The sequence below is a fragment of the Variovorax xiamenensis genome (assembly GCF_050916385.1).
Classification (GTDB): domain Bacteria; phylum Pseudomonadota; class Gammaproteobacteria; order Burkholderiales; family Burkholderiaceae_C; genus Variovorax.
Genome location: NZ_CP139038.1, coordinates 2,234,139 through 2,257,067, shown reverse-complemented (window position 1 = coordinate 2,257,067; position 22,929 = coordinate 2,234,139). Strand labels below are relative to the sequence as shown.

Genomic DNA, 22,929 nt, shown 5'->3' with positions numbered 1-22,929 from the left:
TGCAGGGGGAAATGCACGGCTCGTGCGCCGCTCATCGCGTGGCCGCGTCGAGGCTCGACGAAAGCGCGGCCAGCGCGGGTCCGAGACGCGCGGCAGGCAGGAACCCGAAGCCCAGCCGGAACACCCTGTCGCTCTCGCCGAACCATCTTCCCGATGCGAGCTGAAGGTCGTGCTCCGGCAGCACGCGCCAGAATCGCGCGACGGCGGCATCGTCGAACGCGTCGGCGCGCAGCCTCATGCAGCACAGCGCGCCGCCGCCGGGCCGTATCCACTCGATGCGCTCGTGCTCGCGCTGGCACCAGCCCGACAGCTCTTCCAGCGCACTTGCAAGAAGCCGGCGCCTCGGTGCGAGCACGCGTTGCCTGTTGCGCAACAGGGCCGCGGCGAGCGTTTCGTCGAGGACCGATCCTGAGATCACGGTGTTCAATTTCGCGACCGTGAGGCGCGACCTGAGATCCGGGTCCGCGACGGTCAGCCAGCCGGTGCGCAGCCCCGGCGCGCCGAGCGCCTTCGACACGGACGAACCGGTGACGATGCGCGGATCGAGGCTCGCGAAGCTCTCGACCTCCGCGCCGTCTCCATAGGTGGCTTCTCGGTAGGTCTCGTCGATGAAGAGAAGCGCGTTCGGAGACAGCCTCTGCATCAGCCCGAGGAGTTCGAGCACGTCCGCGCGGGAGATGCGAACGCCGCTCGGGTTCTGGGGCGACGCGATGCTGACCAGCTTGGTCTTCGGCGTCAGGCTGGCGGCGAAGCGCTGCGGCTCCAGCCGGTAGCCGCTCTCGAACGAGAGCTTCACCTCACGCACCGTCACGCCGGCGCCCACGAGGCAGTCGCGGCTCGGCGGAAAGCATGGCGTCGCCAGCACGGCCTCGTCGCCCGCGCGGCAGGCTTCGAAGGCAAGAAGGAAAAGGCCCAGCGCCGCGCCCTGCGTCGTGATGACCTGCTCCGGCAGGACCTTGCAGGCAGCCGCGATCTCCTGCCGCAGCGCGAGCGCGCCGGCGGAGGTTCCGTAGCCGAGCTTCAGGTCGCGGATGTTCTCCAGGCCGGGCAACTCCAGCAGTTCGCCCAGGCTCAGGTCCTGCGAAGTGCTCTCCGCCAGGTTGAACGGGCGGTTCACGTCGAGCAGGGAAATGATCTCGTTGTAGGGGAATCTTCCGCGCCATGGCGGAGAGTTCGCCTCGCGCCTTGCGGCTTGCCGGTCGCCGGCAAGGCTCTCTTGAACAGCTGTCATTCTTTGGTCCCGAATCCGTTGTGAATGCCTGTGGTGAAGGCATCGTATCGAGCGGAAGCCGACTGCAACAGCCACAGTTTTTCTCTTTTTCGACCATCACAGTTTGCTTGGCGAACCGCACCGCTGCCCTCGACAATCGCGCCCATGGAAGCGCACGCCCCCTATCGCTACGAACAGCTCGCCGACCTCATCGTCGGCATGATCGACAAGGGCGCGCTGTCGCCGGGAATGCGGGTTCCGTCCGTGCGCGCCATCAGCGAGCAGCACCGGATCAGCATCGCGACCGCGCTGCAGGCATACCGGCAACTGGAAGACCAGGGGATTCTTGTGGCGAGGCCGCAGTCCGGCTTCTACGTATCGAATGCCCGCCATGCGGCATTCGCCCTGCCCTCCACTTCACGGCCTCGCGCGAAGGCATCGACCGTGTCGATCAGCGGCGTGGTCGCGACGCTGCTGGAGCACGCTTCGAACATGTCGCTCGTTCCGCTCGGCTGCGCGGTGCCCGACGTGGGCCTGCTGCAATCGCAGCGCCTGGACCTCACGCTGGCACGCATGGCGCGCCAGCACGGCCCGCGCCACAACGTGTACAGCCCGCCGCGCGGCGAACCGGCGCTGCGCCGCGAGATCGCGAAGCGATCGATGCGCATCGGGCATGCGCTCTCGCCGGACGACGTGCTCGTCACCAGCGGCTGCACCGAGGCGCTCACGCTCGCACTCGGCGCAGTGGCCAGGCCTGGCGACACCATCGCCGTCGAGTCGCCCACCTATTTCGGGCTTCTGCACACGCTGGAAGTGCTGGGCCTGAAAGCGCTGGAGCTGCCCACTGACCCGCTTCGCGGCGTCGATATCGTGGCACTGGGGCGGCTGCTCGACAAGGAGCCGGTCGCTGCCTGCGTGCTTTCGTCGAGCTTCAACAATCCGCTGGGGTTCGCGATGGCCGAGGCCGACAAGCTCTCGCTGCTCGCGCTGCTGTCGGAGCACGCCGTTCCCCTGATCGAGGACGATGTCTATGGCGATGTCCACTTCGGACGCAACCGGCCCAAGCCTTTCATCGCGCTGAACAAGGGCGCCAGCACGGTCATCTACTGCAGCTCGTTCTCGAAGAGCCTCGCGCCGGGCTACCGGGTGGGCTGGATCGTGCCGGGTGCCTATTCGCAGAAGGTCATGGAGCGCAAGCTGGCCTTCAGCCTCTGCAGCCCGGTGCTGCCGCAACTCGCGGTGGCGGAGTTCCTGGCGAGCAACGCCTACGACGTGCATCTGCGCCGGATGCGGCGCGTGCTCGAGGAGAACCTCACGCGCATGGTGCGCGCGATAGAGGCGAGCTTTCCAGCCGAGACCAAGGTGAGCCGGCCCGCGGGCGGCTTCATGCTGTGGCTGGAGCTCCCGAAGCACTTCGACTCGCGCGCGCTTTTCGAGGAAGCGCTGGAGCACGGTATCTGCTTCGCGCCCGGCGACGTGTTTTCGGCGAGCCGGCGCTTTCGCAACTGCCTGCGGCTGAGCGCGGGGCATGCGTGGACGGAGCGGATCGACGCGGGCGTGAGACGGCTGGGGCGGCTTGCGCGGGCGCAGGTCGAACGCGAGTCCCTTGTCGCTGGTGCGTGACGGCGCTTGCTCTCAGGGGCGCTGAAGATCCTTCTGGAACCAGTGGTGCGCATACGGCTCGTCGTTGAACGCCTCGACTTCGACGAAGCCCGCGGTCTCGTAGAGATGCCTTGCCTCGGTGAGCGAGCGGTTCGTTTCCAGCCGCAAGGTCAGCATGCCGCGCGACGCAGCTTCTTCGGCGAGTCGATCGAGCAGGCGACGCCCCAGTCCGAGGCCGCGAACGTCAGGCGACGCCCACATCCGCTTCACCTCGGCGATGCCGGTGTCGGGATGAAGCTTGAGCGCGCCGCACCCTGCAGGTGCCCCTTGCAGGGTCGCCACCAGCAACAGGCCGTTCGGCAAGGTCACCTCCTCGTCGCTGGCGGAGATGCTCTGCGCAGGGTCGAAGCCCGCGTCGAACCGGCGACCGAGCTCCTCGAAATACGACCGCAGGCAATGGCGTGCATCGGGCTCGCGTGGATCTGTGATCTGGATTCGCACCTGCGATGCCAGGACGAGTCTTTCCACATCGGCCATCGCGGCAACCAGGCAATCCCGCTGCGGCTCGGTCAAGGGCTCCAGCATCGATGCGGCGAGTTCGTCGGATGAACTGCCGAGCATCGCCCGCTCGGCGAGGCCTTCGGGGGTGAGTCGCACCCTGCGCACGCGGCCATCGCTGTCGTCTGCATCGGTGGTGACCAGCCCGTCTGCCTCCAGGCGACGCAACTGCCTGCTGAAGTAGCCCGAATCCAGGCCGAGCCGGGCGCGCAGCAGCCGGACCTCGGATCCGGCCGGCTCGATTTCCCAGAGCAGCCGTGACAGCCCGAGCGAGCGCCCGCGGGAGAGATAGGCGTCGTCCAGCGCGCCGACTCGCTGGGTGATTGCGCGGTTGAACCGCCGTACTGCGTCGATCTGGTCTTGCCTCATCGTCTGACTATAGTCAGACAAATTTGCGTCGGCAAGGTGAGGCTGTTGGACAGCGACCGTTTCAATGCTCGATCAGCCGCGTCGGCAGTTCGTGACGGGCCAGCTGGTCGACGCTCCTGAGCAGGGTGGGCACGCGGTGGGGGCCATGCATGCGCCTGACCTCATCGGCCGCGACGGCTACGTCGATGCCAACAGCCGTCACGAACAGCGGCGACGAGCTTGTGCCACGCAGCACCTCCACGGTGTTGCTGGCGCTGCGATAGCGTGTCTTCGCCACTCCGACCACGGGTGTCTGGCAGTCGAGGGCTTGATGGAGGTGAGCGCCCAGGCCCGCGCGGCCCTCGTCCAGCGACACATATCCGTCGACGATCACGAGATCGGCGGGAGGGCCTTCGCGCAAGACGCCCAGCAGACAGGGCAGCTCCCGAAGGTAGAACGCACCAGGCTCATAGGGCGCGACGCCGCCACGGAAACCGGCGACAGCCTGCGCCTCGGCCACTGCAGCGTCCCAACCACGAAACCAGATCGCGGCGGCGACCGCCATGTCGGGCCGGTAGTCGACGTCCACACAAGCGATGCGCAAGGCGTTCCCCCAATGAAAAAGGGCGCTCACCGGATGTCGGTGAACGCCCTCGGACGTAATGTTGGTGGAGCTGGGGGGATTTGAACCCCCGTCCGCAAGCCTTCATCGCGCAGTTCTACATGTTTAGTGATCTGTTTTAAGTCTCGCTTCCGGAGTCGCGCAGTCACACGCTAAACCGGACGCCAGTACCCTATTTTCTCGCCCCGACCCAAGGTACCCGGATCGGAGCCAGCCCATGTAGTTATCCTTGCAGCCGGGAGGTCAGGATTGCTCCAGACCCCCTTGCCCAGCCCATCGGCCAACTGTTGCAAGGCTCACTGGCAATTAAGCAGCGAGTGCGAAACGTTCGTCGTTTGCAGTTAGTTTGTTTGAATCTGTTTTACGAGCGCATTCAGCTCGACATGCCCCGCTGCGACTCCGAACCCACGTCGAAACCAGTGCAGCCCCAAGGGAACAGTATTTTAGGCGCTATTGAGCAACTTCAAGAGCTCGAGGGGCGAAGAGATCGATGCATCGGCTTGCCAGAGGGTCGAATCGGCCTGCGGCCCCATGTAGCCATAGGTTGCCGCGACCGTTCTCATGCCCGCAGCACGGCCCGCGATGATGTCCCGCTCGTCGTCGCCAACGTAGATGCACGCCTCGGACGCCACGCCGAGCCGGCGCGCGGCCTCGTGCAGCGGCTCTGGGTGCGGCTTGGCGAACGGCGTGGTGTCGCCGCTTACCACCGCTCCCGCACTGGCAAAGAGCGGAATGGCTTGCGTCAGCGGATCGGTGAAGCGCATCGACTTGTTGGTGACGACGCCCCACAGCAGCCCGCGCTCCTGCAGCGCCTCGATCAGCGCCTGGATGCCATCGAACACATGCGTGTTGAGCAGCATGCGACGCTCGTAGGCCACGAAGAACTCTTCACGCAGCTCGGGAAACTCGGGCGATTCCGGTGTGATGCCGAATGCCACGCCGAGCATGCCGCGAGCGCCAGCCCCGGCCATGGGGCGGTAGCGCTCCAGCGGGTACGAATCGAGGCCACGGTCGGTGCGCATCTTGTCGGCTGCGGCGCCGAGGTCGGGCGCACTGTCGATCAGCGTGCCGTCCAGGTCGAACAGCACGGCCTTCGTTTCAACGCCCATCATCCTTGCGATCCCGGCTTCTGCGTGGCGAACATGTAGTTGACGCTGGTGTCGCCGCTGAGCCAGTAGCGCCGGGTCAAGGGGTTGTGCTCCATTCCGCGTGTGTGCCGCAGGTCCAGGCCCGCTGCACGGCAATAGCCCGCCAGCTCGCTGGGACGAATCAGCTTTGCATATTCATGAGTTCCACGGGGCAGCATGCCAAGGACGTACTCCGCGCCCACGATTGCCAGCAGGAAGGACTTCAGGCTGCGATTGATCGTCGAGAAGAACACCCAGCCACCCGGCTTCACGAGCGTGGCGCAGGCCTGGATCACCGAAGCTGGCTGCGGCACATGCTCGAGCATCTCCATGCAGGTGACGACGTCGAAGCTGCCCGGCTGTTCGGCCGCCAGCGCCTCGGCGCTGATCTCGCGGTACTTCACGCCGCGGGTTCCAGCCTCCAGCGCATGCAACTGCGCGACCTTGAGCGCCTTGCCTGCGAGGTCGATGCCCAGGACATCGGCGCCCTTGCGGGCCATCGAATCGGCCAGGATTCCGCCGCCGCAGCCGATATCCAGCACGCGACGCTGCGAAATCGGGGCAATACCGTCAATCCATTCCAGGCGCAATGGATTGATTTCATGGAGCGGGCGAAATTCGCTTTCCAAATCCCACCAACGATGCGCGAGTTCTGAAAACTTGGCCAGTTCGGCCGGATCCGCATTCAGGTTTTCTGTCATGAAGCGATTATGAAACGGGCGAAGTCCGAGAAATACTGCATAGCCTTTACCGAAGATCAATCGCGAATTCGGCAGCCATAAAAAAACCCCGCCGAGGCGGGGTTTCATGGTCGATGGAATCGATCGATTAGTTGGCGCGGGTGCCGACCACTTCGATTTCCACGCGACGGTTCTTGGCGCGGCCTTCCTTGGTGCGGTTGTCAGCCACAGGCTGCTTCTTGCCCTTGCCTTCGGTGTAGACGCGGTTGCGTTCGATGCCCTTCGAGACCAGGAAGGCCTTGACGGCTTCGGCGCGACGCACCGACAGACGCTGGTTGTAGGCGTCCGTACCGATCGAGTCGGTGTGGCCCACGGCAATGATGACTTCCAGGTTGACGCCACGGATCTTCTCGACCAGATCGGTCAGCTTGGCGCGGCCTTCGGGCTTCAGAACCGACTTGTCGAAGTCGAAGAAGGCGTCAGCAGCGAAGGTCACCTTCGAAGCGGCGACTTGGGCAGCGGGCGGGGGGGTCGGGGCGCCGGGGGTCGGAGCCACGGCAGCGGGAGCTGCAGGAACCAGAGCACCGTCGCAACCAGCGGCAGCCGTAGCAGGCGTCCAGTTGGCATCGCGCCAGCACAGTTCATTCGTGCCGTTCTTCCAAACCAGTTCGCCGGTGCCGTTTTGCCAGTTGTCGATCGTAGGACCGCCGTCCGCAGCGGTGACACGGGTCTGCGCGCCGGCGGCAGTGGCGAGCGCAGCGACTGCAAACATCATCGCCACTTTATTCAGTTTCTTCATGGTTCTCCTCTTGGGGAAAAAGCCGCAGCCGCGCTGCGAATCAAGGACGCTTTAAGTGACCACCACCCAAAACGTTGAGGCGATTGTGCCATAGGGTCTTTGGCAAACAGCCCGCCGGACGGCCCGGAAGCGTAGGACGGAGGCGGAATAGGCGCCTTGTGTTGCGGCGGTGCGACACCCCTCACAGCGTAAAATTTCGCCTTCCTGCCGCCAGCCCCTCGCTCATGACCTCCTTCGCAAAAGAAACCCTGCCCATCAGTCTCGAAGAGGAAATGCGCAGCAGCTATCTCGATTACGCCATGAGCGTGATCGTGGGCCGAGCGCTCCCCGATGCCCGTGACGGCCTCAAGCCGGTGCACCGCCGCGTGCTCTACGCGATGCACGAGCTCAACAACGACTGGAACCGCCCGTACAAGAAGTCGGCCCGTATCGTCGGCGACGTCATCGGTAAGTACCACCCCCACGGCGACCAGTCGGTCTACGACACCATCGTTCGCCTGGCCCAGGACTTCTCGATGCGCCACATGCTGGTCGACGGCCAGGGCAACTTCGGGTCTGTCGATGGAGACAACGCAGCCGCAATGCGGTATACGGAAATCCGGCTGGCCAAAATTGCGCACGAAATGCTGGCCGATATCGACAAGGAAACTGTCGACTTTCAGGACAATTACGACGGCTCCGAAAAAGAGCCCAAGGTGCTGCCGAGCCAGCTGCCGAATTTGCTGGTCAATGGCTCCGGCGGTATTGCGGTCGGCATGGCCACGAATATCCCGCCGCACAACCTGAACGAGGTGGTGGACGCCTGCCTGTACCTGCTGCGCAACCCCCAGGCTAGCATCGACGAGCTGATGGAGATCGTGCCCGCGCCCGACTTCCCCACCGCCGGCATCATCTACGGCATCAACGGCGTGAAGGACGGCTACCGCACCGGCCGCGGCAAGGTCGTGATGCGCGCCAAGTGCCACTTCGAGGACATCGACCGCGGCCAGCGCCAGGCGATCATCGTCGACGAGCTCCCCTACCAGGTCAACAAGAAGACGCTGCAGGAGCGCATGGCCGAGCTGGTGCACGAGAAGAAGATCGAAGGCATCAGCCACATCCAGGACGAGTCCGACAAGTCGGGCATGCGCCTGGTCATCGAGCTCAAGCGCGGCGAAGTGCCCGAGGTGGTGCTCAACAACCTCTACAAGCAGACGCAGCTGCAGGACACCTTCGGCATCAACATGGTGGCGCTGGTCGACGGCCAGCCGAAGCTGTGCAACCTGAAGGACCTGATCGAGGTCTTCCTGCAGCACCGCCGCGAAGTGGTCACCCGCCGCACGGTCTTCAACCTGCGCAAGGCCCGCGAGCGCGGCCATGTGCTCGAAGGCCTGGCGGTGGCGCTGGCGAACATCGACGAGTTCATCCGCATCATCCGCGAGTCGCCCACGCCGCCCGTGGCCAAGGCCGAGCTCATGACGCGCAGCTGGGACAGCAAGCTGGTGCGCGAGATGCTCACGCGCACGCGCGCCGACGGCGGCGTGGTCAACGCGGACGACTATCGCCCCGAGGGCCTCGAGCGCGAGTTCGGCATGGGCAACGACGGCCTCTACCGTCTGTCGGAAACGCAGGCCCAGGAAATCCTGCAGATGCGCCTGCAGCGCCTGACCGGCCTCGAGCAGGACAAGATCGTCGCCGAGTACAAGGAAGTCATGGCCGAGATCGACGACCTGCTCGACATCCTGGCCAAGCCCGAGCGCGTCTCGACCATCATCGGCGACGAACTCGGCACCCTCAAGCAGGAGTTCGGCCAGTCGAAGGTCGGCGCGCGCCGCAGCCAGGTGGAGCACAGCGCCTACGACCTCTCGACCGAAGACCTGATCACGCCGACCGACATGGTGGTCACGCTCTCGCACAGCGGCTACATCAAGAGCCAGCCATTGGGCGAATACCGAGCGCAGAAGCGCGGCGGCCGCGGCAAGCAGGCCACCACCACCAAGGACGACGACTGGATCGATCAGCTCTTCATCGCCAACACGCACGACTACATCCTGTGCTTCTCCAACCGCGGCCGGCTCTACTGGCTCAAGGTGTGGGAAGTGCCGGCGGGTTCGCGCGGCTCGCGCGGGCGTCCCATCGTCAACATGTTCCCGCTGCAGGAAGGCGAGAAGATCAACGTCGCGCTCGCGCTGACGGGTGAAAAGCGCAACTTCCCGGCGGACCAGTACGTGTTCATGGCGACCTCGATGGGCACGGTCAAGAAGACCGCGCTCGACGAGTTCAGCAACCCGCGCAAGGGCGGCATCATCGCCGTCAACCTCGACGAGGGCGACTACCTGATCGGCGCGGCACTCACCGACGGCAAGCACGACGTGATGCTCTTCAGCGACGGCGGCAAGGCCGTGCGCTTCGACGAGGAAGACGTCCGCCCGCTGGGCCGCAATGCCCGCGGCGTGCGCGGCATGTCGCTCGAGGCCGGACAAGGCGTGATCGCCATGCTGGTGGCCGAGGACGAGCAGCAGAGCGTGCTCACCGCCACGGAAAATGGTTACGGAAAGCGAACAAGCATTACCGAATACACCCGTCACGGACGGGGAACCAAGGGCATGATCGCGATTCAACAGAGTGAGCGCAACGGCAAGGTCGTCGCCGCCACTCTCGTGCACGCCGATGATGAGATCATGCTCATCACCGACAAGGGTGTGCTGGTGCGCACCCGGGTTGCCGAAATTCGAGAGCTGGGTCGCGCGACGCAAGGCGTTACGCTGATCGGGCTCGACGAAGGCGCCAAACTCAGCGGGCTACAACGTATCGTCGAAAACGACGCGAACGGCGAAACCGAGCCTGACGCAGACGATACTTCCTCATCTTCAACGGAGAATCCTCAGTGAAAACAATCAAACTCGCACTTCTGACGGTCGCCCTGGCAAGCAGCTCGATGGCAGCCATGGCCCAGGACAAGGCCGCGCTCATCAAGCAGTTCATCGACATCCAGCGTCCCGGCATCGAATCGCTGGCACGCGGCCTGGTCGAGCAGTCGAGCGCCCCGATCGCCCAGGCGGGTTCGCAATACCTGCAGACGCAAGTGCCCGAAGCCAAGCGCGAAGCCGCCGCCAAGGCCGCCGACGCCGAGCTGAAGAAGTACTTCGACGAGACCTACCCCATCGTGCGCGACAAGGCCGTGCAGCTGGCGCCCGGCGCCCTCACCCCGCTGATGGAGCAGAACTTCAACGAAGACGAACTCAAGCAGCTGCTGGCCTGGATCAACTCGCCCCTGAGCAAGAAGTACCAGGAACTGAACCCCAAGATGCAGACGGCCCTGACCGAAAAGCTCGTGACCGAAACGCGTGCCACGGTCGAGCCCAAGATGCAGGCGCTCGACACCGCCGTCGCCAAGGCGCTCGGCGCTCCGACCGACGGCGCCGCTCCCGCCAAGGCACCTGCCAAGGCTCCAGCCAAGAAGTAAGAGCAACGTGACCCAGCAGCAGACGCCGGCCGGCAAGCGCCCCTACAACTTCTCGGCCGGTCCGGCTGCCATGCCGGAGGCGGTGCTGCAACGCGCCGCCGCCGAAATGCTCGACTGGCAGGGCAGCGGCATGAGCGTGATGGAGATGAGCCATCGCGGCAAGGAATTCGGCTCGATCTGCACGCAGGCCGAAGCCGACATCCGCACCCTGCTGGCCATTCCCTCGCACTTCCACATCCTGTTCATGCAGGGCGGCGGGCTCGGCGAGAACGCCATCGTTCCGCTGAACCTGTCGCGCGGCAAGACCGCCGACTTCGTCATCACCGGCAGCTGGAGCACCAAGTCGCACAAGGAAGCGCAGCGCTACTGCACCGCGCGCGTGGCCGCCAGCAACGCCGACGACCAACACACGAAGCTGCCCGATCCCGCGACCTGGCAGCTTTCCAAGGATGCCTCGTACGTGCACGTGTGCTCGAACGAGACCATCAACGGCATCGAGTTCCAGCAACTGCCTGACCTGGCCGCACTCGGCAGCAACGCGCCGCTGGTCATCGATTTTTCCTCCCACGTCGCCTCGCGCGGCGTCGACTGGAGCCGCGTGGGCCTGGCCTTCGGTGGCGCCCAGAAGAACCTCGGCCCCGCCGGCCTGACCATCGTGGTCGTGCGCGACGACCTGCTGGGCCATGCGCTCGAGATCTGCCCGAGCGCCTTCAACTACAAGACCGTGGCCGACAACCACTCCATGTACAACACCCCGCCGACCTGGGGCATCTACATGGCGGGGCTCACGTTCAAGTGGCTGCTGGAGCAGACCGAAGGCTCGCACACCGGCGTCGCCGCCATGGAACAGCGCAACATCGCCAAGGCGAAGCTGCTGTACGACTTCATTGACGGCTCCGACTTCTACGCGAACCGGATCGACCCGGGCTGCCGTTCGCGCATGAACGTGCCGTTCTTCCTGGCCGACGAGGGCCGCAACGAGGCCTTCCTGGCCGGCGCGCGCGAAGCCGGGCTGCTGCAGCTCAAGGGCCACAAGTCGGTCGGAGGCATGCGCGCGAGCATCTACAACGCCATGCCGCTGGCAGGGGTGCAGGCTCTGGTGGCCTACATGCGAGAATTCGAGCGATCGCATGCCTAGGCGCATGCCCAGCCGCTCGCACCGATGACCGCCTCCGCACCCACACCACCCTCCTCTTCTCCCGACAACTCCGAAAGCCTGGCCGATCTGCGCGTGCAGATCGACTCGCTCGACCAGCGACTGCTCAGCCTGCTCAACGAGCGGGCCCATGTGGCCGAACTGGTCGGCGAGGTCAAGAAGCGCGAAGGCACGCCGTACTTCCGCCCCGATCGCGTGGCGCAGGTCATCGACAAGATGCAGAAGAGCAATGGCGGCCCGCTCAAGGACATCCACGTGGCCGCCATCTGGCGCGAGATCATGTCGGCCTGCCTGGCGCTCGAGTCGCCGCAACGCGTGGCCGTGCTCGGCCCCGAAGGCACCTTCTGCGAACAGGCCGCCATCGAGTACTTCGGCGGCGCCGCCGACCTGATCTACTGCGCCAGCTTCGACGAGGTGTTCCACGCCACCGCCGCGGGCAGCGCCCAGTACGGCGTGGTCGGCGTCGAGAACTCGACCGAAGGCGTGGTCACGCGCTCGCTCGACCTGTTCCTGCACTCGCCCACCCATGTGGTCGGCGAAGTCAGCCTGCTGGTTCGCCACCACCTGCTGCGCAGCAGCAACTCGCTCGAAGGCATCGAGGCCGTGCTGGCCCATCCCCAGGCGCTGGCGCAGTGCCAGACCTGGCTGTCCAAGCACCTGCCCAACGCCGAGCGGCGCGCCGTGTCGAGCAACGCCGAGGGCGCACGCCTCGCGGCCACCAACCCGAACTGGGCCGCGCTGGCCGGCGAACGCGCCGCCACGCGCTTCGGCCTGCACATCGTGGCGCACGCGATCCAGGACGACTCCTACAACCGCACCCGCTTCTCGGTGATCTGCCTGCCGCAGACGCTGGCCATGCCGCCAGCCTCGGGCCGCGACTGCACGAGCCTGATCGTCTCGGTGCCAAACCGGCCCGGCGCGGTGCATGACCTGCTGGTGCCGCTGAAGGTCAACAACGTCTCGATGACGCGCTTCGAGTCGCGCCCCGCGCGCACGGGCCAGTGGGAGTACTACTTCTACATCGACCTCGACGGCCACCCCTCGCAGCCCAACGTGGCTGCCGCGCTGGCCGAACTGCGCGGCCTCTGCGCCTTCTACAAGGTGCTCGGCGCATACCCCGTCAAGGCCTGATCGGCAGGCAGACACACAGAGACAGCATGTTCGAACAACTGGGACTGATCGGCTGCGGCCTGATGGGCGGCTCCTTCGCGCTCGCACTCAAGCGCGCGAAGCTGGTGAAACGCGTGGTGGGCTACAGCAAGTCGCCCTCCACCACCGAACGGGCGCGCCAGCTCGGCGTGATCGACGTGGCGGCGCCCTCGGCGCTGCTGGCGGTGTCGGGTGCCGACATCGTGCTGCTGGCGGTGCCGGTGGCCGCGTCGGAAGCCACTTTCAAGGCCATCCGCCACGGCATCTCGAGCGAAACGCTGGTGATGGACGTGGGCTCGACCAAGGGCGACGTGATCGAGGCGGCGCGCAACGGCCTGCAGCGCCAGTTCGCGAACTTCGTGCCGGCGCACCCCATTGCCGGCAAGGAACTCTCGGGCATCGAGCATGCCGAGGCCTCGCTCTTCTCCGGCCGCCAGGTCGTGCTGACGCCGGTGAAGACCACGCTGCGCTCCAACGTGCAGCGCGCCACGCAGGTGTGGAGCGGCATCGGCGCCAACGTCGTCACGATGACCCACGAGGAGCACGACGGTGCCTTCGCCGCCGTGAGCCACCTGCCGCACCTGTTGGCCTTCGCGTACATCAACGGCCTGGCCGCGCAGCCGCAGGGCGAGCGCTTTCTGAGCCTCGCGGGGCCGGGTTTCCGCGATTTCTCGCGCATCGCCGCGAGCGATCCGGTCATGTGGCGCGACGTGCTTCTGGCCAATCGCGAGCACGTGCTGGAGCAGTCGCGCGCCTTCCGCAAGGCACTGGACGACTTCGAGGCGATGATGGGCGCAAGCGACCTGCAGGGCCTGGAACTGTCGATCGCCGCCGCCAGCAAGACGCGGGCGGCCTGGAAGCCGGCCACCGACACCTCGTCGCAGCAGCAGGACAACTGAGATGTTCTCGACGACTTTCCTCGACCTCCCGCCCCTCGCGGGCGCGGCCGGCACGGTTCGGCTGCCGGGTTCCAAGAGCATCTCGAACCGCGTGCTGCTGCTGGCTGCGCTCGCCAGCGGCACCACCACCATCCACGACCTGCTGGACTCCGACGACACCCGCGTGATGCTCGACGCGTTGCGCGCCCTGGGCTGCGGCGTCGATCCGGTCGGCGGCACGCTGCGCATCACCGGCCTCGGCGGGCAGCTGAAGCCCAGCGAGGCGCTGCTGCCCCTCTTCCTCGGCAATGCCGGCACGGCGATGCGCCCGCTGACGGCCGCGCTGTCGCTGCTGGGCGGCGAATTCGAGCTCAGCGGCGTGCCGCGCATGCACGAGCGCCCCATCGGCGACCTCGTCGACGCGCTGACACAGCTGGGCTGCCGCATCGACTACCTTGGCAACCCCGGCTATCCGCCGCTGCGCATCCATCCGGTGCCGCACGGCGACCTGGTGCTCGACGCCCCGATCCGCGTGCGCGGCGACGTGTCGAGCCAGTTCCTCACCGCCTTGCTGCTGGCGCTGCCGCTGGCGGCGGCAAACGACATCGTGATCGAGGTGGTCGGCGAGCTGATCTCCAAGCCTTACATCGAGATCACGCTGAACCTGCTGGCGCGCTTCGGCATCCAGGTGATGCGCGACGGCTGGGAGCGCTTCACCATTCCCGCCGGCAGCCGCTACAGCTCGCCGGGCGATATCCACGTCGAGGCCGACGCCTCGTCCGCCAGCTATTTCATCGCGCTCGGCGCCATCGCCACGGGCGTTTCCGGCAAGGACGGCATCCGCATCGAAGGCGTGGGCGCCGACTCGATCCAGGGCGACATCCGCTTCATCGACGCCGCCCGCCAGATGGGCGCGCTGGTCGACAGCGGGCCGAACTGGCTCGAAATCCGCCGCGGCGCCTGGCCGCTCAAGGCCATCGACCTCGACGCCAACCACATTCCCGACGCCGCGATGACGCTGGCCGTGATGGCGCTCTACGCCGACGGCCCCACCACGCTGCGCAACATCGCGAGCTGGCGCGTGAAGGAAACCGACCGCATCGACGCCATGGCCAACGAGCTGCAGAAGCTCGGCGCCACGGTCGAGGCCGGCCCTGATTTCATCCGGGTGCATCCGCTGGCGCAGGCCGGCTGGCGCCCGGCGAGCATCCGCACCTACGACGACCACCGGGTGGCGATGTGCTTCTCGCTGGCGGCGTTCAATCCGGGGGGGGTGCCGGTGCGCATCCTCGATCCGCACTGCGTCGCCAAGACCTTCCCCGACTATTTCGAGACGCTCTTTTCCGTGGCCGAGGCCACCGAGATGCCGGTGATCTGCATCGACGGCCCGACCGCCTCCGGCAAGGGCACGCTGGCGGCCGAAGTGGCGCGCCTGCTGGGCTACCACTACCTCGACTCGGGCTCCCTCTACCGCGTGACCGGCCTCGCCGTGCGCCGCGCCGGCCTGAGCGCCGATGCGCAGCACGAGGCCGAAGTCGCGGCCCTGGCCGCCGCCCTGCCCCTGCAGTTCACCGAAGGCAAGGTGCTGCTGGACGGCGAGGACGTGAGCGACGAGATTCGCACCGAAGCCGCCGGCATGGACGCCTCCCGCGTCTCCGCGCTGCCGGCCGTGCGCGAGGCGCTGCTGGCCCTGCAGCAGCGTTTTCGCCAGCTGCCCGGCCTGGTGGCCGACGGCCGCGACATGGGCACCGTCATCTTCCCCGACGCCACGCTCAAGGTCTTCCTCACGGCCAGCGCCGCCCAGCGGGCCGAACGGCGGCATAAGCAGTTGATTTCAAAGGGAATTTCGACTACACTCGACAGTCTTCGCTCCGACTTGGAGGCCCGTGACGCCAGGGATTCATCCCGCAGCGTCGCCCCCCTGAAGCCGGCGCAGGACGCCCGCCACCTCGACAACTCCCAGTTGTCCATCGAGCAATCGATCGACACAGTGTTGGACTGGTGGCAGGAAATTCAACCGTTCAAGTCCGCTTGATCGAATTGAAGACACGGCTTTCCGGGTCCGCTTGAAAAGCCCGCGCCAGACGGAATATCCCAAGGCGCATACCGCTCCAGCAGGCTCCTTCCGCGCGACAGCGCACCGGCCTGCTGGTTGTTCAACCAACCGGGCTCACGCCCACAAAACCGCCGTCTACAGACCCACAGCAGCCGCACGCAATTTCGCAAGAGCGCCTGTCAACCCTGCCTGACGGAAGGAAACATAAATGTCTGAATCTTTTGCCGATCTGTTCGAAGAGTCCCTGAAGCGTTCCGAAATGCGCACGGGCGAGGTCATCACCGCCGAAGTCGTGCGTGTCGAACACAACCACGTCGTCGTCAACGCCGGCCTGAAGTCCGAAGCGTATGTGCCGATCGAAGAGTTCAAGAACGACAAGGGCGAACTCGAAGTGCAGGCCGGCGACTTCGTTTCCGTTGCCATCGGCAGCGTTGAAAACGGCTACGGCGACACCATCCTCTCGCGCGACACCGCCAAGCGTCTGGCTTCGTGGCTCGCCCTCGAGAAGGCTCTGGAATCGGGCGACTTCGTCACCGGTACCACCAGCGGCAAGGTCAAGGGCGGCCTCACGGTCCTGGTCAACGGCATCCGCGCATTCCTGCCGGGCTCGCTGATCGACACGCGTCCGATCAAGGACCTGACCCCGTACGAGAACAAGACCCTCGAATTCAAGGTCATCAAGCTGGACCGCAAGCGCAACAACGTCGTGCTGTCGCGCCGCGCCGTGGTCGAGGCCAGCATGGGCGAAGAACGCGCCAAGCTGATGGAAACGCTGAAGGAAGGCGCAGTGGTGCGCGGCGTGGTCAAGAACATCACCGAATACGGTGCGTTCGTGGACCTCGGCGGCATCGACGGCCTGCTGCACATCACCGACATGGCATGGCGTCGCGTGCGCCACCCGAGCGAAGTCGTTCAGGCCGGCCAGGAAATCACCGCCAAGATCCTCAAGTTCGACACCGAGAAGAACCGCGTGTCGCTGGGTCTGAAGCAGATGGGCGACGACCCGTGGATGGGTGTTTCGCGCCGCTACCCGCAAGGCACCCGCCTGTTCGGCAAGGTCACGAACATCGCCGACTACGGCGCGTTCGTCGAGCTCGAGCCCGGCATCGAAGGCCTGGTGCACGTCTCCGAAATGGACTGGACCAACAAGAACATCGCTCCGAACAAGATCGTCTCGCTGGGCGACGAAGTCGAAGTCATGGTCCTGGAAATCGACGAAGACAAGCGCCGCATCAGCCTGGGCATGAAGCAGTGCAAGGCCAACCCGTGGCAAGAGTTCGCTCAAAACACGAAGCGCGGCGACCGCGTCAAGGGCCCGATCAAGTCGATCACCGACTTCGGCGTGTTCGTGGGTCTGGCTGCCGGCATCGACGGCCTGGTTCACCTGTCCGACCTCTCGTGGAACGAAGCCGGCGAAACCGCCGTTCGCAACTACAAGAAGGGCCAGGAAGTCGAAGCGATCGTGCTGGCAGTCGACGTCGACCGCGAGCGCATCTCGCTGGGCATCAAGCAGCTCGACAGCGACCCGTTCACCACGTTCACCACCGTGAACGACAAGGGCCAGATCGTGACCGGTAAGGTCAAGACGGTCGACGCCCGCGGCGCTGAAATCGACCTCGGCGAAGACATCGTCGGCTACCTGCGTGCTTCGGAAATCTCGCGCGACCGCGTCGAAGATGCCCGCAACGTGCTGAAGGAAGGCGACGAAGTCACGGCCATCGTCGTGAACGTGGATCGCAAGACCCGCAACATCCAGCTGTCGATCAAGCAGAAGGACATGGTCGACGAGCAAGGCGCCATGGCCAGCCTGAGCCAGCAGTCGGCACGCGAGAACGCGGGCACGACCAGCCTGGGCGCCCTGCTGCGCGCCAAGCTGGACAACAACGACAGCAAGTAAGCTGAGTCCGAAGACAGAGCAGGCCCTGGGGCCGCTCTGTCTTTTTTTTCGTCCACGTTTTTCGTTTATGTTTGGCCTATGACACGCTCGGACCTCGTCGAAGAACTCGCAGCCCGCTTTGCACAGCTCACGCACCGCGATGCCGAATACGCCGTCAAGACCATCCTCGACGCGATGAGCGACGCGCTGGTGCGCGGGCACCGCATCGAGATCCGCGGCTTCGGCAGCTTCTCGGTCAACCGGCGTCCGCCGCGCATCGGCCGCAACCCGCGCTCGGGCGAGAGCGTGCAGATTCCCGAGAAGCGGGTGCCGCACTTCAAGCCCGGCAAGGCGCTGCGCGAAGCCGTCGATGCAAAGACGGCCGAACTCGACGCAGGCAAGGAAGCCAAGAGCCGCAAGGCCTGACGCGCGGACGATCGGAATGCCCGCAAACGTAGAATGCTCCCGGCAACGGGAACGGCTATGAAATACCTCCTGTGGCTGCTCAAGGCAGCCATTTTTTTTACGCTATTCGCCTTCGCGCTGAACAACCAGCACGACGCGACCGTCTACTTCTTCTTCGGCACCTACTGGCGCGCGCCGCTGGTGCTGGTCGTGCTCGCGGCCTTCGCGGGCGGCCTCGTGGTGGGCGCGCTGGGCATGCTGCCGGGCTGGTGGAAGCACCGCGCCGCAGCCGCGCAGGCACCGTCCACAGGCGAAGCCGCCCAGCCCTCCACGCCTCCGGCGGCCACGACCGCGGTTGCCGCCGCCGTGGCAGCAGTGGCAACGCCGGCCATCGCCACAACCGACCTCCCCGCCGCACGTCAACATGGACTTTGATCCCAGCTGGCTGCTGATCAGCCTGCCCGTCGCCTTCGTACTGGGCTGGCTCGCATCGCGCTTCGACATCCGGCAACTCAAGCTCGAGAACCGCCAGGCACCGAAGGCCTACTTCCGCGGCCTGAACTTCCTGCTCAACGAGCAGCAGGACCAGGCCATCGATGCCTTCATCGAGGCCGTGCAGAACGACCCCGACACGCAGGAGCTGCACTTCGCGCTCGGCAACCTGTTCCGCCGCCGCGGCGAGTACCAGCGCGCGGTGCGCGTGCACGAGCACCTGCTGGGCCGGGGCGACCTGAGCCGCAGCGACCGCGAACGCGCGCAGCACGCGCTCGCTCAAGACTTCCTGCGCGCCGGCCTGCTCGACCGGGCCGAAGCCGCGCTGCAGAAGCTCGAAGGCACGCGCTACGAGAACGAGGCCCGGCTGTCGCTGCTGGCCATCTACGAGCGCTCGCGCGAATGGGCCCAGGCCGCCGACGTGGCGCAGAAGCTCGACGAGTCCGACCAGGCCAGCTACAGCACGCGTCGCGCGCATCACCTCTGCGAACAGGCCACCGAGCGCGTGGCGGCGGGCGACCTGCCCGGTGCTGCAAAGCTGCTGGGGCAGGCCGTCGAACTCGCGCCGCAGGCACCGCGCCCGGCCATCGACACCGCCAACCTGCAACTGCGCAACGGTGAAGCGAATGCGGCCTTCGACACGCTCGTGGCCCTGAGCGACACCGCCCCCCTGGCGCTGCCGCTCTATGCCGCCGCGCTGCAGCAAGCGGCCGTGGCCGCGCACCGCGAAGCCGAGGCGCTCGAACTGCTGCAGCGGCGCTATGTCGAGTCGCCTTCCATCGACGTGCTCGAGGCGCTGATGGCGCTCGGCGGCAAGCCATCCGCGACCACGGAAGAGCCGAACCCCACGCCGCGCGACGGCTACATCGCACACCTCGCGCAGCAGCCCTCGCTGGTGGCGGCTTCGCGCTGGCTCGCCGGCGAACGCTTCGAGCACGAGCAGTTCCACCCGCAGGTGCAGCGCGCGCTCGACCAGGCCACGCGGCCGCTCATGCGCTACCGCTGCGCGGCCTGTGGTTTCGAGGCGCACCAGTACTTCTGGCATTGCCCCGGCTGCCAGGCCTGGGACAGCTATCCGCCGCGCCGCGTCGAAGAACTCTGATCACGTTTCTGAACAATGGTCACATGGATGCCGGCAAGGCCTCCATGCGTCAACGCCCTGCTTTTGTGCCTCGTTGAGCGCGGGCCGACATTTCCGTCGGCTTTTCACTCATCAACAAATACAGGGAGTTTTCATCACCATGTTCAAGAAGATCCTGGCTACCACGGCCATGCTGTTCGCGGTCGCATCGTTTGCCGCCGTCGACGTCAACAAGGGCACGGAGGCCGATCTCGACGGCATCAAGGGCGTCGGCCCGTCGATGTCCAAGCGCATCCTCGATGCACGCAAGCAAGGCGAGTTCAAGGACTGGCCCGACTTCATGCAGCGCGTGAAGGGCGTGAAGGAGAAGAAGGCGGCCAAGCTGTCGGCCGAGGGCCTCACGGTCAACGGCAAGAGCTTCAGCGACGCGGCACCTGCTCCATCGAAGGAAGCGAAGGGCACGAAGGAAGCGAAGGCCGCCAAGCCCTGATTCCGCTCCATTAGAAATATGCAAAGCCGCCTTCGGGCGGCTTTTTCATGCGCGCGAGCATGCACGCGATGGCAGGGAAAAGCCTCAGGAAGTGGCCCGGAATTTGCACGTAAGCTCATTTACGTTTTCACTTTCATACGTTCCGGAGAGCTCATGAATCACAAGTTCGGCATTGCCCTCGCTGGCCTGACCCTCGGCGCCGCAGCCTTCGCGCAGACCAAGTGGGACCTGCCCACCGCCTACCCGGCGAGCAACTTCCACACGGAGAACATCACCCAGTTCGCGAGCGACGCGGAAAAAGGCAGTGGCGGCAAGCTCAAGATCACGGTGCACGCCAACGCCTCTCTGTTCAAGGCGCCCGAGATCAAGCGCGCGGTGCAAGGCGGCCAGGCGCAACTCGGCGAGATCCTGCTGGTGAACTACCAGAACGAATGGCAGATGTTCGGTGCCGATGGCATTCCGTTCCTGGCCGACAGCTACGACGCCGCCTGGAAGCTCTACCAGGCGCAAAAGCCGGCGCTCGAGAAGAAGCTGGCCGAACAGGGCATCGTGCTGCTGTACACGGTGGCCTGGCCGCCGCAGGGCATCTTCGTGAAGAAGGAAATCGCTTCGGCCGCCGACCTGAAGGGCGTGAAGTGGCGCGCCTACAGCCCCGCCACCGCGCGCATCGGCGAACTCGTCGGCGCGCAGCCCGTCACGGTCCAGCAGGCCGAGCTGTCGCAGGCCATGGCCACGGGCGTGATCGAGTCGTACATGTCATCGGGCTCCACCGGCTACGACACCAAGACCTACGAGTACATCAAGAACTTCTACGACACCCAGGCCTGGCTGCCGAAGAACGCGGTGCTCATGAACAAGAAGGCCTTCGACGCGCTCGACAAGCCCACGCAGGACGCGGTGCTCAAGGCCGCCGCGGATGCGGAGAAGCGCGGCTGGGACCTGTCGAAGAAGAAGAACCTCGAATACCTCGACCTGCTCAAGAAGAACGGCATGACTGTGCACGTTCCCTCCGCGCAGCTGAAGGCCGACATGAAGAAGGTCGGCGACACCATGATCAAGGAGTGGACCGAGAAGGCCGGCGCCGAGGGCCAGGCCGTGATCGACGCCTACAAGAAGATGTGAAGCGGACTTGAACTGCATCCGATGCGCAAGACGCTTGATCTTCTCTACATGAGCGCCGCCGCACTGGCGGCGCTTTTCATGATCGGTCTGCTGGCGATGGTGCTGCTGTCCATCCTCGGCCGCCAGTTCCACTTCAACATTCCCGGCATCGACGCCTACGCCGGCTACCTGATGGCCGGCGCGGGCTTCATGGCGCTCGCGCACACGCTCAAGCGTGGCGAACACATCCGCGTGACGCTGATCCTGCAGAACCTGCATCCTTCGGCGCAGCGCTGGCTCGAGCGCTGGGCCATGGGCGCGGCAGCGCTGCTCGCGCTGCTTTTCGCCTGGTACAGCATCCGCCTGGCCTGGCAGTCTTACGACTACCACGACATCTCCACCGGCAACGACGCCACTCCGCTGTGGATCCCGCAGCTGTCGATGGCGCTAGGTGCCATCGTCTTCGCCGTGGCGTCGCTGGACGAATTCGTGATCGAGTGGCGCGGCCGCCCCGCCAAGGCCGCCGAGACGGAGGCGCTTCGCCATGAGTGACATCGCCATCGCGGGCATCCTGATCGCCGCGCTTTTCCTCATCCTGGGCAGCGGCGTCTGGATCGGCCTCACGCTCTCGGGCGTGGCATGGATCGCCATGCAGATCTTCTCGTCCCGCCCCGCCGGGGATGCCATGGCCGTGACCATCTGGGGCTCGGCCTCCAGCTGGACGCTCACAGCATTGCCGCTTTTCGTGTGGATGGGCGAGATCCTTTTCCGCACGCGGCTCTCGCAGGACATGTTCAAGGGCCTGGCCCCCTGGATGCAAAGCCTGCCGGGCCGGCTGCTGCACACCAACGTGGCGGGTTGCGCGGTGTTCGCCGCGGTGTCGGGGTCGAGCGCGGCCACCTGCGCCACCATCGGCAAGATGAGCCTGCCCGAACTCAAGCGCCGCGGCTACCCCGACGACATGGTCATCGGCACGCTGGCTGGCGCCGGCACGCTCGGCCTGCTGATCCCGCCCTCGATCATCATGATCGTCTACGGCGTCAGCGCGGACGTGTCGATCGCGCGGCTCTTCATCGCTGGAGTCATCCCGGGCATCCTGCTGGCGCTGATGTTCTCGGGCTACATCATGTTCTGGGCACTGCGCAACCCCGAGCGGGTGCCGCCGGCCGACGCGAAGCTGCCCTTCGCCGAGAAGCTCAAGGCCTCGATGTCGCTGATTCCGGTGGCGCTGCTGATCCTGTCGGTGCTCGGCTCCATCTACGCGGGCATCGCCACTGCCACCGAGGCGGCGGCCGTGGGCGTGGTGGGGGCGATGGTCATCTCGGGCGCACAGGGCTCGCTGACCTGGCACAGCTTCAAGGAAGCGCTGCTCGGCGCCACGCGCCTGTATTGCATGATGGCGCTGATCCTCGCGGGCGCGGCCTTCCTCACGCTGGCCATGGGGTACATCGGCCTGCCGCGCCACCTGGCCGAATGGATCGGCTCGCTCGGCCTGTCGAAGTTCCAGCTCATCCTGATGCTGGCGGTGTTCTACATCGTGCTCGGCTGCTTTCTCGACGGCATCTCGATGGTCGTGCTGACCATGGGCGTGATCATGCCGACCGTCAACGCGGCCGGCATCGACCCGGTGTGGTTCGGCATCTTCATCGTGCTGGTGGTCGAAATGGCACAGATCACGCCGCCGGTAGGCTTCAACCTGTTCGTGCTGCAGGGCATGACCGGGAAGGACCTGCTCTACATCGCGCGCGTCACGCTGCCGATGTTCTTCCTCATGGTGGCCGCGGTGCTGATCATCTACTTCGTGCCGCAACTGGTGACGTGGCTGCCGCAGCAGATGGCTCCCTGACAATCGGG

Annotated in this window: 21 protein-coding genes and 1 other RNA gene; 15 read left to right on the top strand and 7 right to left on the bottom strand. The window is 65.7% G+C overall.

What is annotated here, in order from left to right:
* Positions 1 to 31: 31 nt before the first annotated feature.
* Positions 32 to 1,231 carry a pyridoxal phosphate-dependent aminotransferase gene (locus SFB74_RS09940; protein ID WP_432730638.1) on the bottom strand — a complete coding sequence of 400 codons (1,200 nt, stop codon included), beginning with the start codon at positions 1,229 to 1,231 and terminating at the stop codon, positions 32 to 34.
* 144 nt (positions 1,232 to 1,375) lie between these two features.
* Here SFB74_RS09940 and SFB74_RS09935 point away from each other — a divergent pair, with 144 nt between their 5' ends.
* Positions 1,376 to 2,833, top strand: a complete 1,458-nt coding sequence (locus SFB74_RS09935; protein ID WP_432730637.1) for a PLP-dependent aminotransferase family protein — start codon at positions 1,376 to 1,378, stop codon at positions 2,831 to 2,833.
* A 12-nt stretch (positions 2,834 to 2,845) separates the two neighbouring features.
* Here SFB74_RS09935 and SFB74_RS09930 read toward each other — a convergent pair whose 3' ends face one another.
* The 6 genes from SFB74_RS09930 to ompA form a co-directional block, all read right to left on the bottom strand.
* Entirely contained in the window at positions 2,846 to 3,739 is an 894-nt protein-coding gene (locus tag SFB74_RS09930) for a GNAT family N-acetyltransferase (protein WP_432730636.1), read from the bottom strand.
* 61 nt (positions 3,740 to 3,800) lie between these two features.
* Positions 3,801 to 4,352 (bottom strand): endonuclease V, encoded by a 552-nt coding sequence (locus SFB74_RS09925; RefSeq protein ID WP_432730635.1) that lies wholly within the window; start codon positions 4,350 to 4,352, stop codon positions 3,801 to 3,803.
* A gap of 32 nt (positions 4,353 to 4,384) precedes the next feature.
* Positions 4,385 to 4,769: a transfer-messenger RNA gene (ssrA, locus tag SFB74_RS09920) on the bottom strand.
* Positions 4,770 to 4,783: 14 nt separating this feature from the next.
* On the bottom strand, positions 4,784 to 5,452 hold the full coding sequence (locus SFB74_RS09915) for an HAD family hydrolase (RefSeq protein WP_432730634.1): 669 nt from the start codon (positions 5,450 to 5,452) through the stop codon (positions 4,784 to 4,786).
* Positions 5,449 to 6,168: a bifunctional 2-polyprenyl-6-hydroxyphenol methylase/3-demethylubiquinol 3-O-methyltransferase UbiG gene (gene ubiG / locus SFB74_RS09910; protein ID WP_432731909.1), complete on the bottom strand. Its 720-nt coding sequence runs from the start codon at positions 6,166 to 6,168 to the stop codon at positions 5,449 to 5,451. The genes SFB74_RS09915 and ubiG overlap by 4 nt, the downstream gene beginning before the upstream one ends.
* A gap of 127 nt (positions 6,169 to 6,295) precedes the next feature.
* The gene (gene ompA, locus SFB74_RS09905; RefSeq protein WP_126022922.1) at positions 6,296 to 6,946 is read right to left on the bottom strand and encodes an outer membrane protein OmpA; all 651 of its coding nucleotides are present in this window, start codon (positions 6,944 to 6,946) and stop codon (positions 6,296 to 6,298) included.
* Between the two features lie 224 nt (positions 6,947 to 7,170).
* On the opposite strand from ompA, the gene gyrA reads away from it, so the two are divergent.
* From gyrA to SFB74_RS09835, 14 genes are all read left to right on the top strand, one after another.
* Positions 7,171 to 9,816, top strand: a complete 2,646-nt coding sequence (gene gyrA / locus SFB74_RS09900; protein ID WP_432730633.1) for a DNA gyrase subunit A — start codon at positions 7,171 to 7,173, stop codon at positions 9,814 to 9,816.
* Positions 9,813 to 10,391: a DUF2059 domain-containing protein gene (locus SFB74_RS09895; RefSeq protein ID WP_432730632.1), complete on the top strand. Its 579-nt coding sequence runs from the start codon at positions 9,813 to 9,815 to the stop codon at positions 10,389 to 10,391. Before gyrA ends, SFB74_RS09895 begins: the two co-directional genes overlap by 4 nt.
* Before the next feature lie 70 nt (positions 10,392 to 10,461).
* Complete coding sequence (serC, locus tag SFB74_RS09890; protein ID WP_432731907.1) at positions 10,462 to 11,529, top strand: 3-phosphoserine/phosphohydroxythreonine transaminase; 1,068 nt, start codon at positions 10,462 to 10,464, stop codon at positions 11,527 to 11,529.
* A gap of 24 nt (positions 11,530 to 11,553) precedes the next feature.
* Positions 11,554 to 12,678 (top strand): prephenate dehydratase, encoded by a 1,125-nt coding sequence (gene pheA, locus SFB74_RS09885; RefSeq protein WP_093199070.1) that lies wholly within the window; start codon positions 11,554 to 11,556, stop codon positions 12,676 to 12,678.
* A 26-nt stretch (positions 12,679 to 12,704) separates the two neighbouring features.
* Positions 12,705 to 13,595 (top strand): prephenate dehydrogenase, encoded by an 891-nt coding sequence (locus SFB74_RS09880; protein ID WP_432730629.1) that lies wholly within the window; start codon positions 12,705 to 12,707, stop codon positions 13,593 to 13,595.
* Position 13,596: 1 nt separating this feature from the next.
* Positions 13,597 to 15,609 (top strand): bifunctional 3-phosphoshikimate 1-carboxyvinyltransferase/cytidylate kinase, encoded by a 2,013-nt coding sequence (locus SFB74_RS09875; protein ID WP_432730628.1) that lies wholly within the window; start codon positions 13,597 to 13,599, stop codon positions 15,607 to 15,609.
* A 229-nt stretch (positions 15,610 to 15,838) separates the two neighbouring features.
* Positions 15,839 to 17,527 carry a 30S ribosomal protein S1 gene (gene rpsA / locus SFB74_RS09870; protein ID WP_019654767.1) on the top strand — a complete coding sequence of 563 codons (1,689 nt, stop codon included), beginning with the start codon at positions 15,839 to 15,841 and terminating at the stop codon, positions 17,525 to 17,527.
* Between the two features lie 78 nt (positions 17,528 to 17,605).
* Complete coding sequence (locus SFB74_RS09865; protein ID WP_126022915.1) at positions 17,606 to 17,932, top strand: integration host factor subunit beta; 327 nt, start codon at positions 17,606 to 17,608, stop codon at positions 17,930 to 17,932.
* A 57-nt stretch (positions 17,933 to 17,989) separates the two neighbouring features.
* On the top strand, positions 17,990 to 18,346 hold the full coding sequence (locus SFB74_RS09860) for a LapA family protein (RefSeq protein WP_432730626.1): 357 nt from the start codon (positions 17,990 to 17,992) through the stop codon (positions 18,344 to 18,346).
* Positions 18,336 to 19,505, top strand: a complete 1,170-nt coding sequence (gene lapB / locus SFB74_RS09855; protein WP_432730625.1) for a lipopolysaccharide assembly protein LapB — start codon at positions 18,336 to 18,338, stop codon at positions 19,503 to 19,505. Before SFB74_RS09860 ends, lapB begins: the two co-directional genes overlap by 11 nt.
* Before the next feature lie 139 nt (positions 19,506 to 19,644).
* Positions 19,645 to 19,974: a ComEA family DNA-binding protein gene (locus SFB74_RS09850; protein ID WP_432730624.1), complete on the top strand. Its 330-nt coding sequence runs from the start codon at positions 19,645 to 19,647 to the stop codon at positions 19,972 to 19,974.
* 153 nt (positions 19,975 to 20,127) lie between these two features.
* The gene (locus SFB74_RS09845; protein ID WP_432730622.1) at positions 20,128 to 21,096 is read left to right on the top strand and encodes a TRAP transporter substrate-binding protein; all 969 of its coding nucleotides are present in this window, start codon (positions 20,128 to 20,130) and stop codon (positions 21,094 to 21,096) included.
* Between the two features lie 21 nt (positions 21,097 to 21,117).
* The gene (locus SFB74_RS09840; protein ID WP_432730620.1) at positions 21,118 to 21,627 is read left to right on the top strand and encodes a TRAP transporter small permease; all 510 of its coding nucleotides are present in this window, start codon (positions 21,118 to 21,120) and stop codon (positions 21,625 to 21,627) included.
* The gene (locus SFB74_RS09835; RefSeq protein WP_432730617.1) at positions 21,620 to 22,921 is read left to right on the top strand and encodes a TRAP transporter large permease; all 1,302 of its coding nucleotides are present in this window, start codon (positions 21,620 to 21,622) and stop codon (positions 22,919 to 22,921) included. The genes SFB74_RS09840 and SFB74_RS09835 overlap by 8 nt, the downstream gene beginning before the upstream one ends.
* Positions 22,922 to 22,929 lie beyond the last annotated feature (8 nt).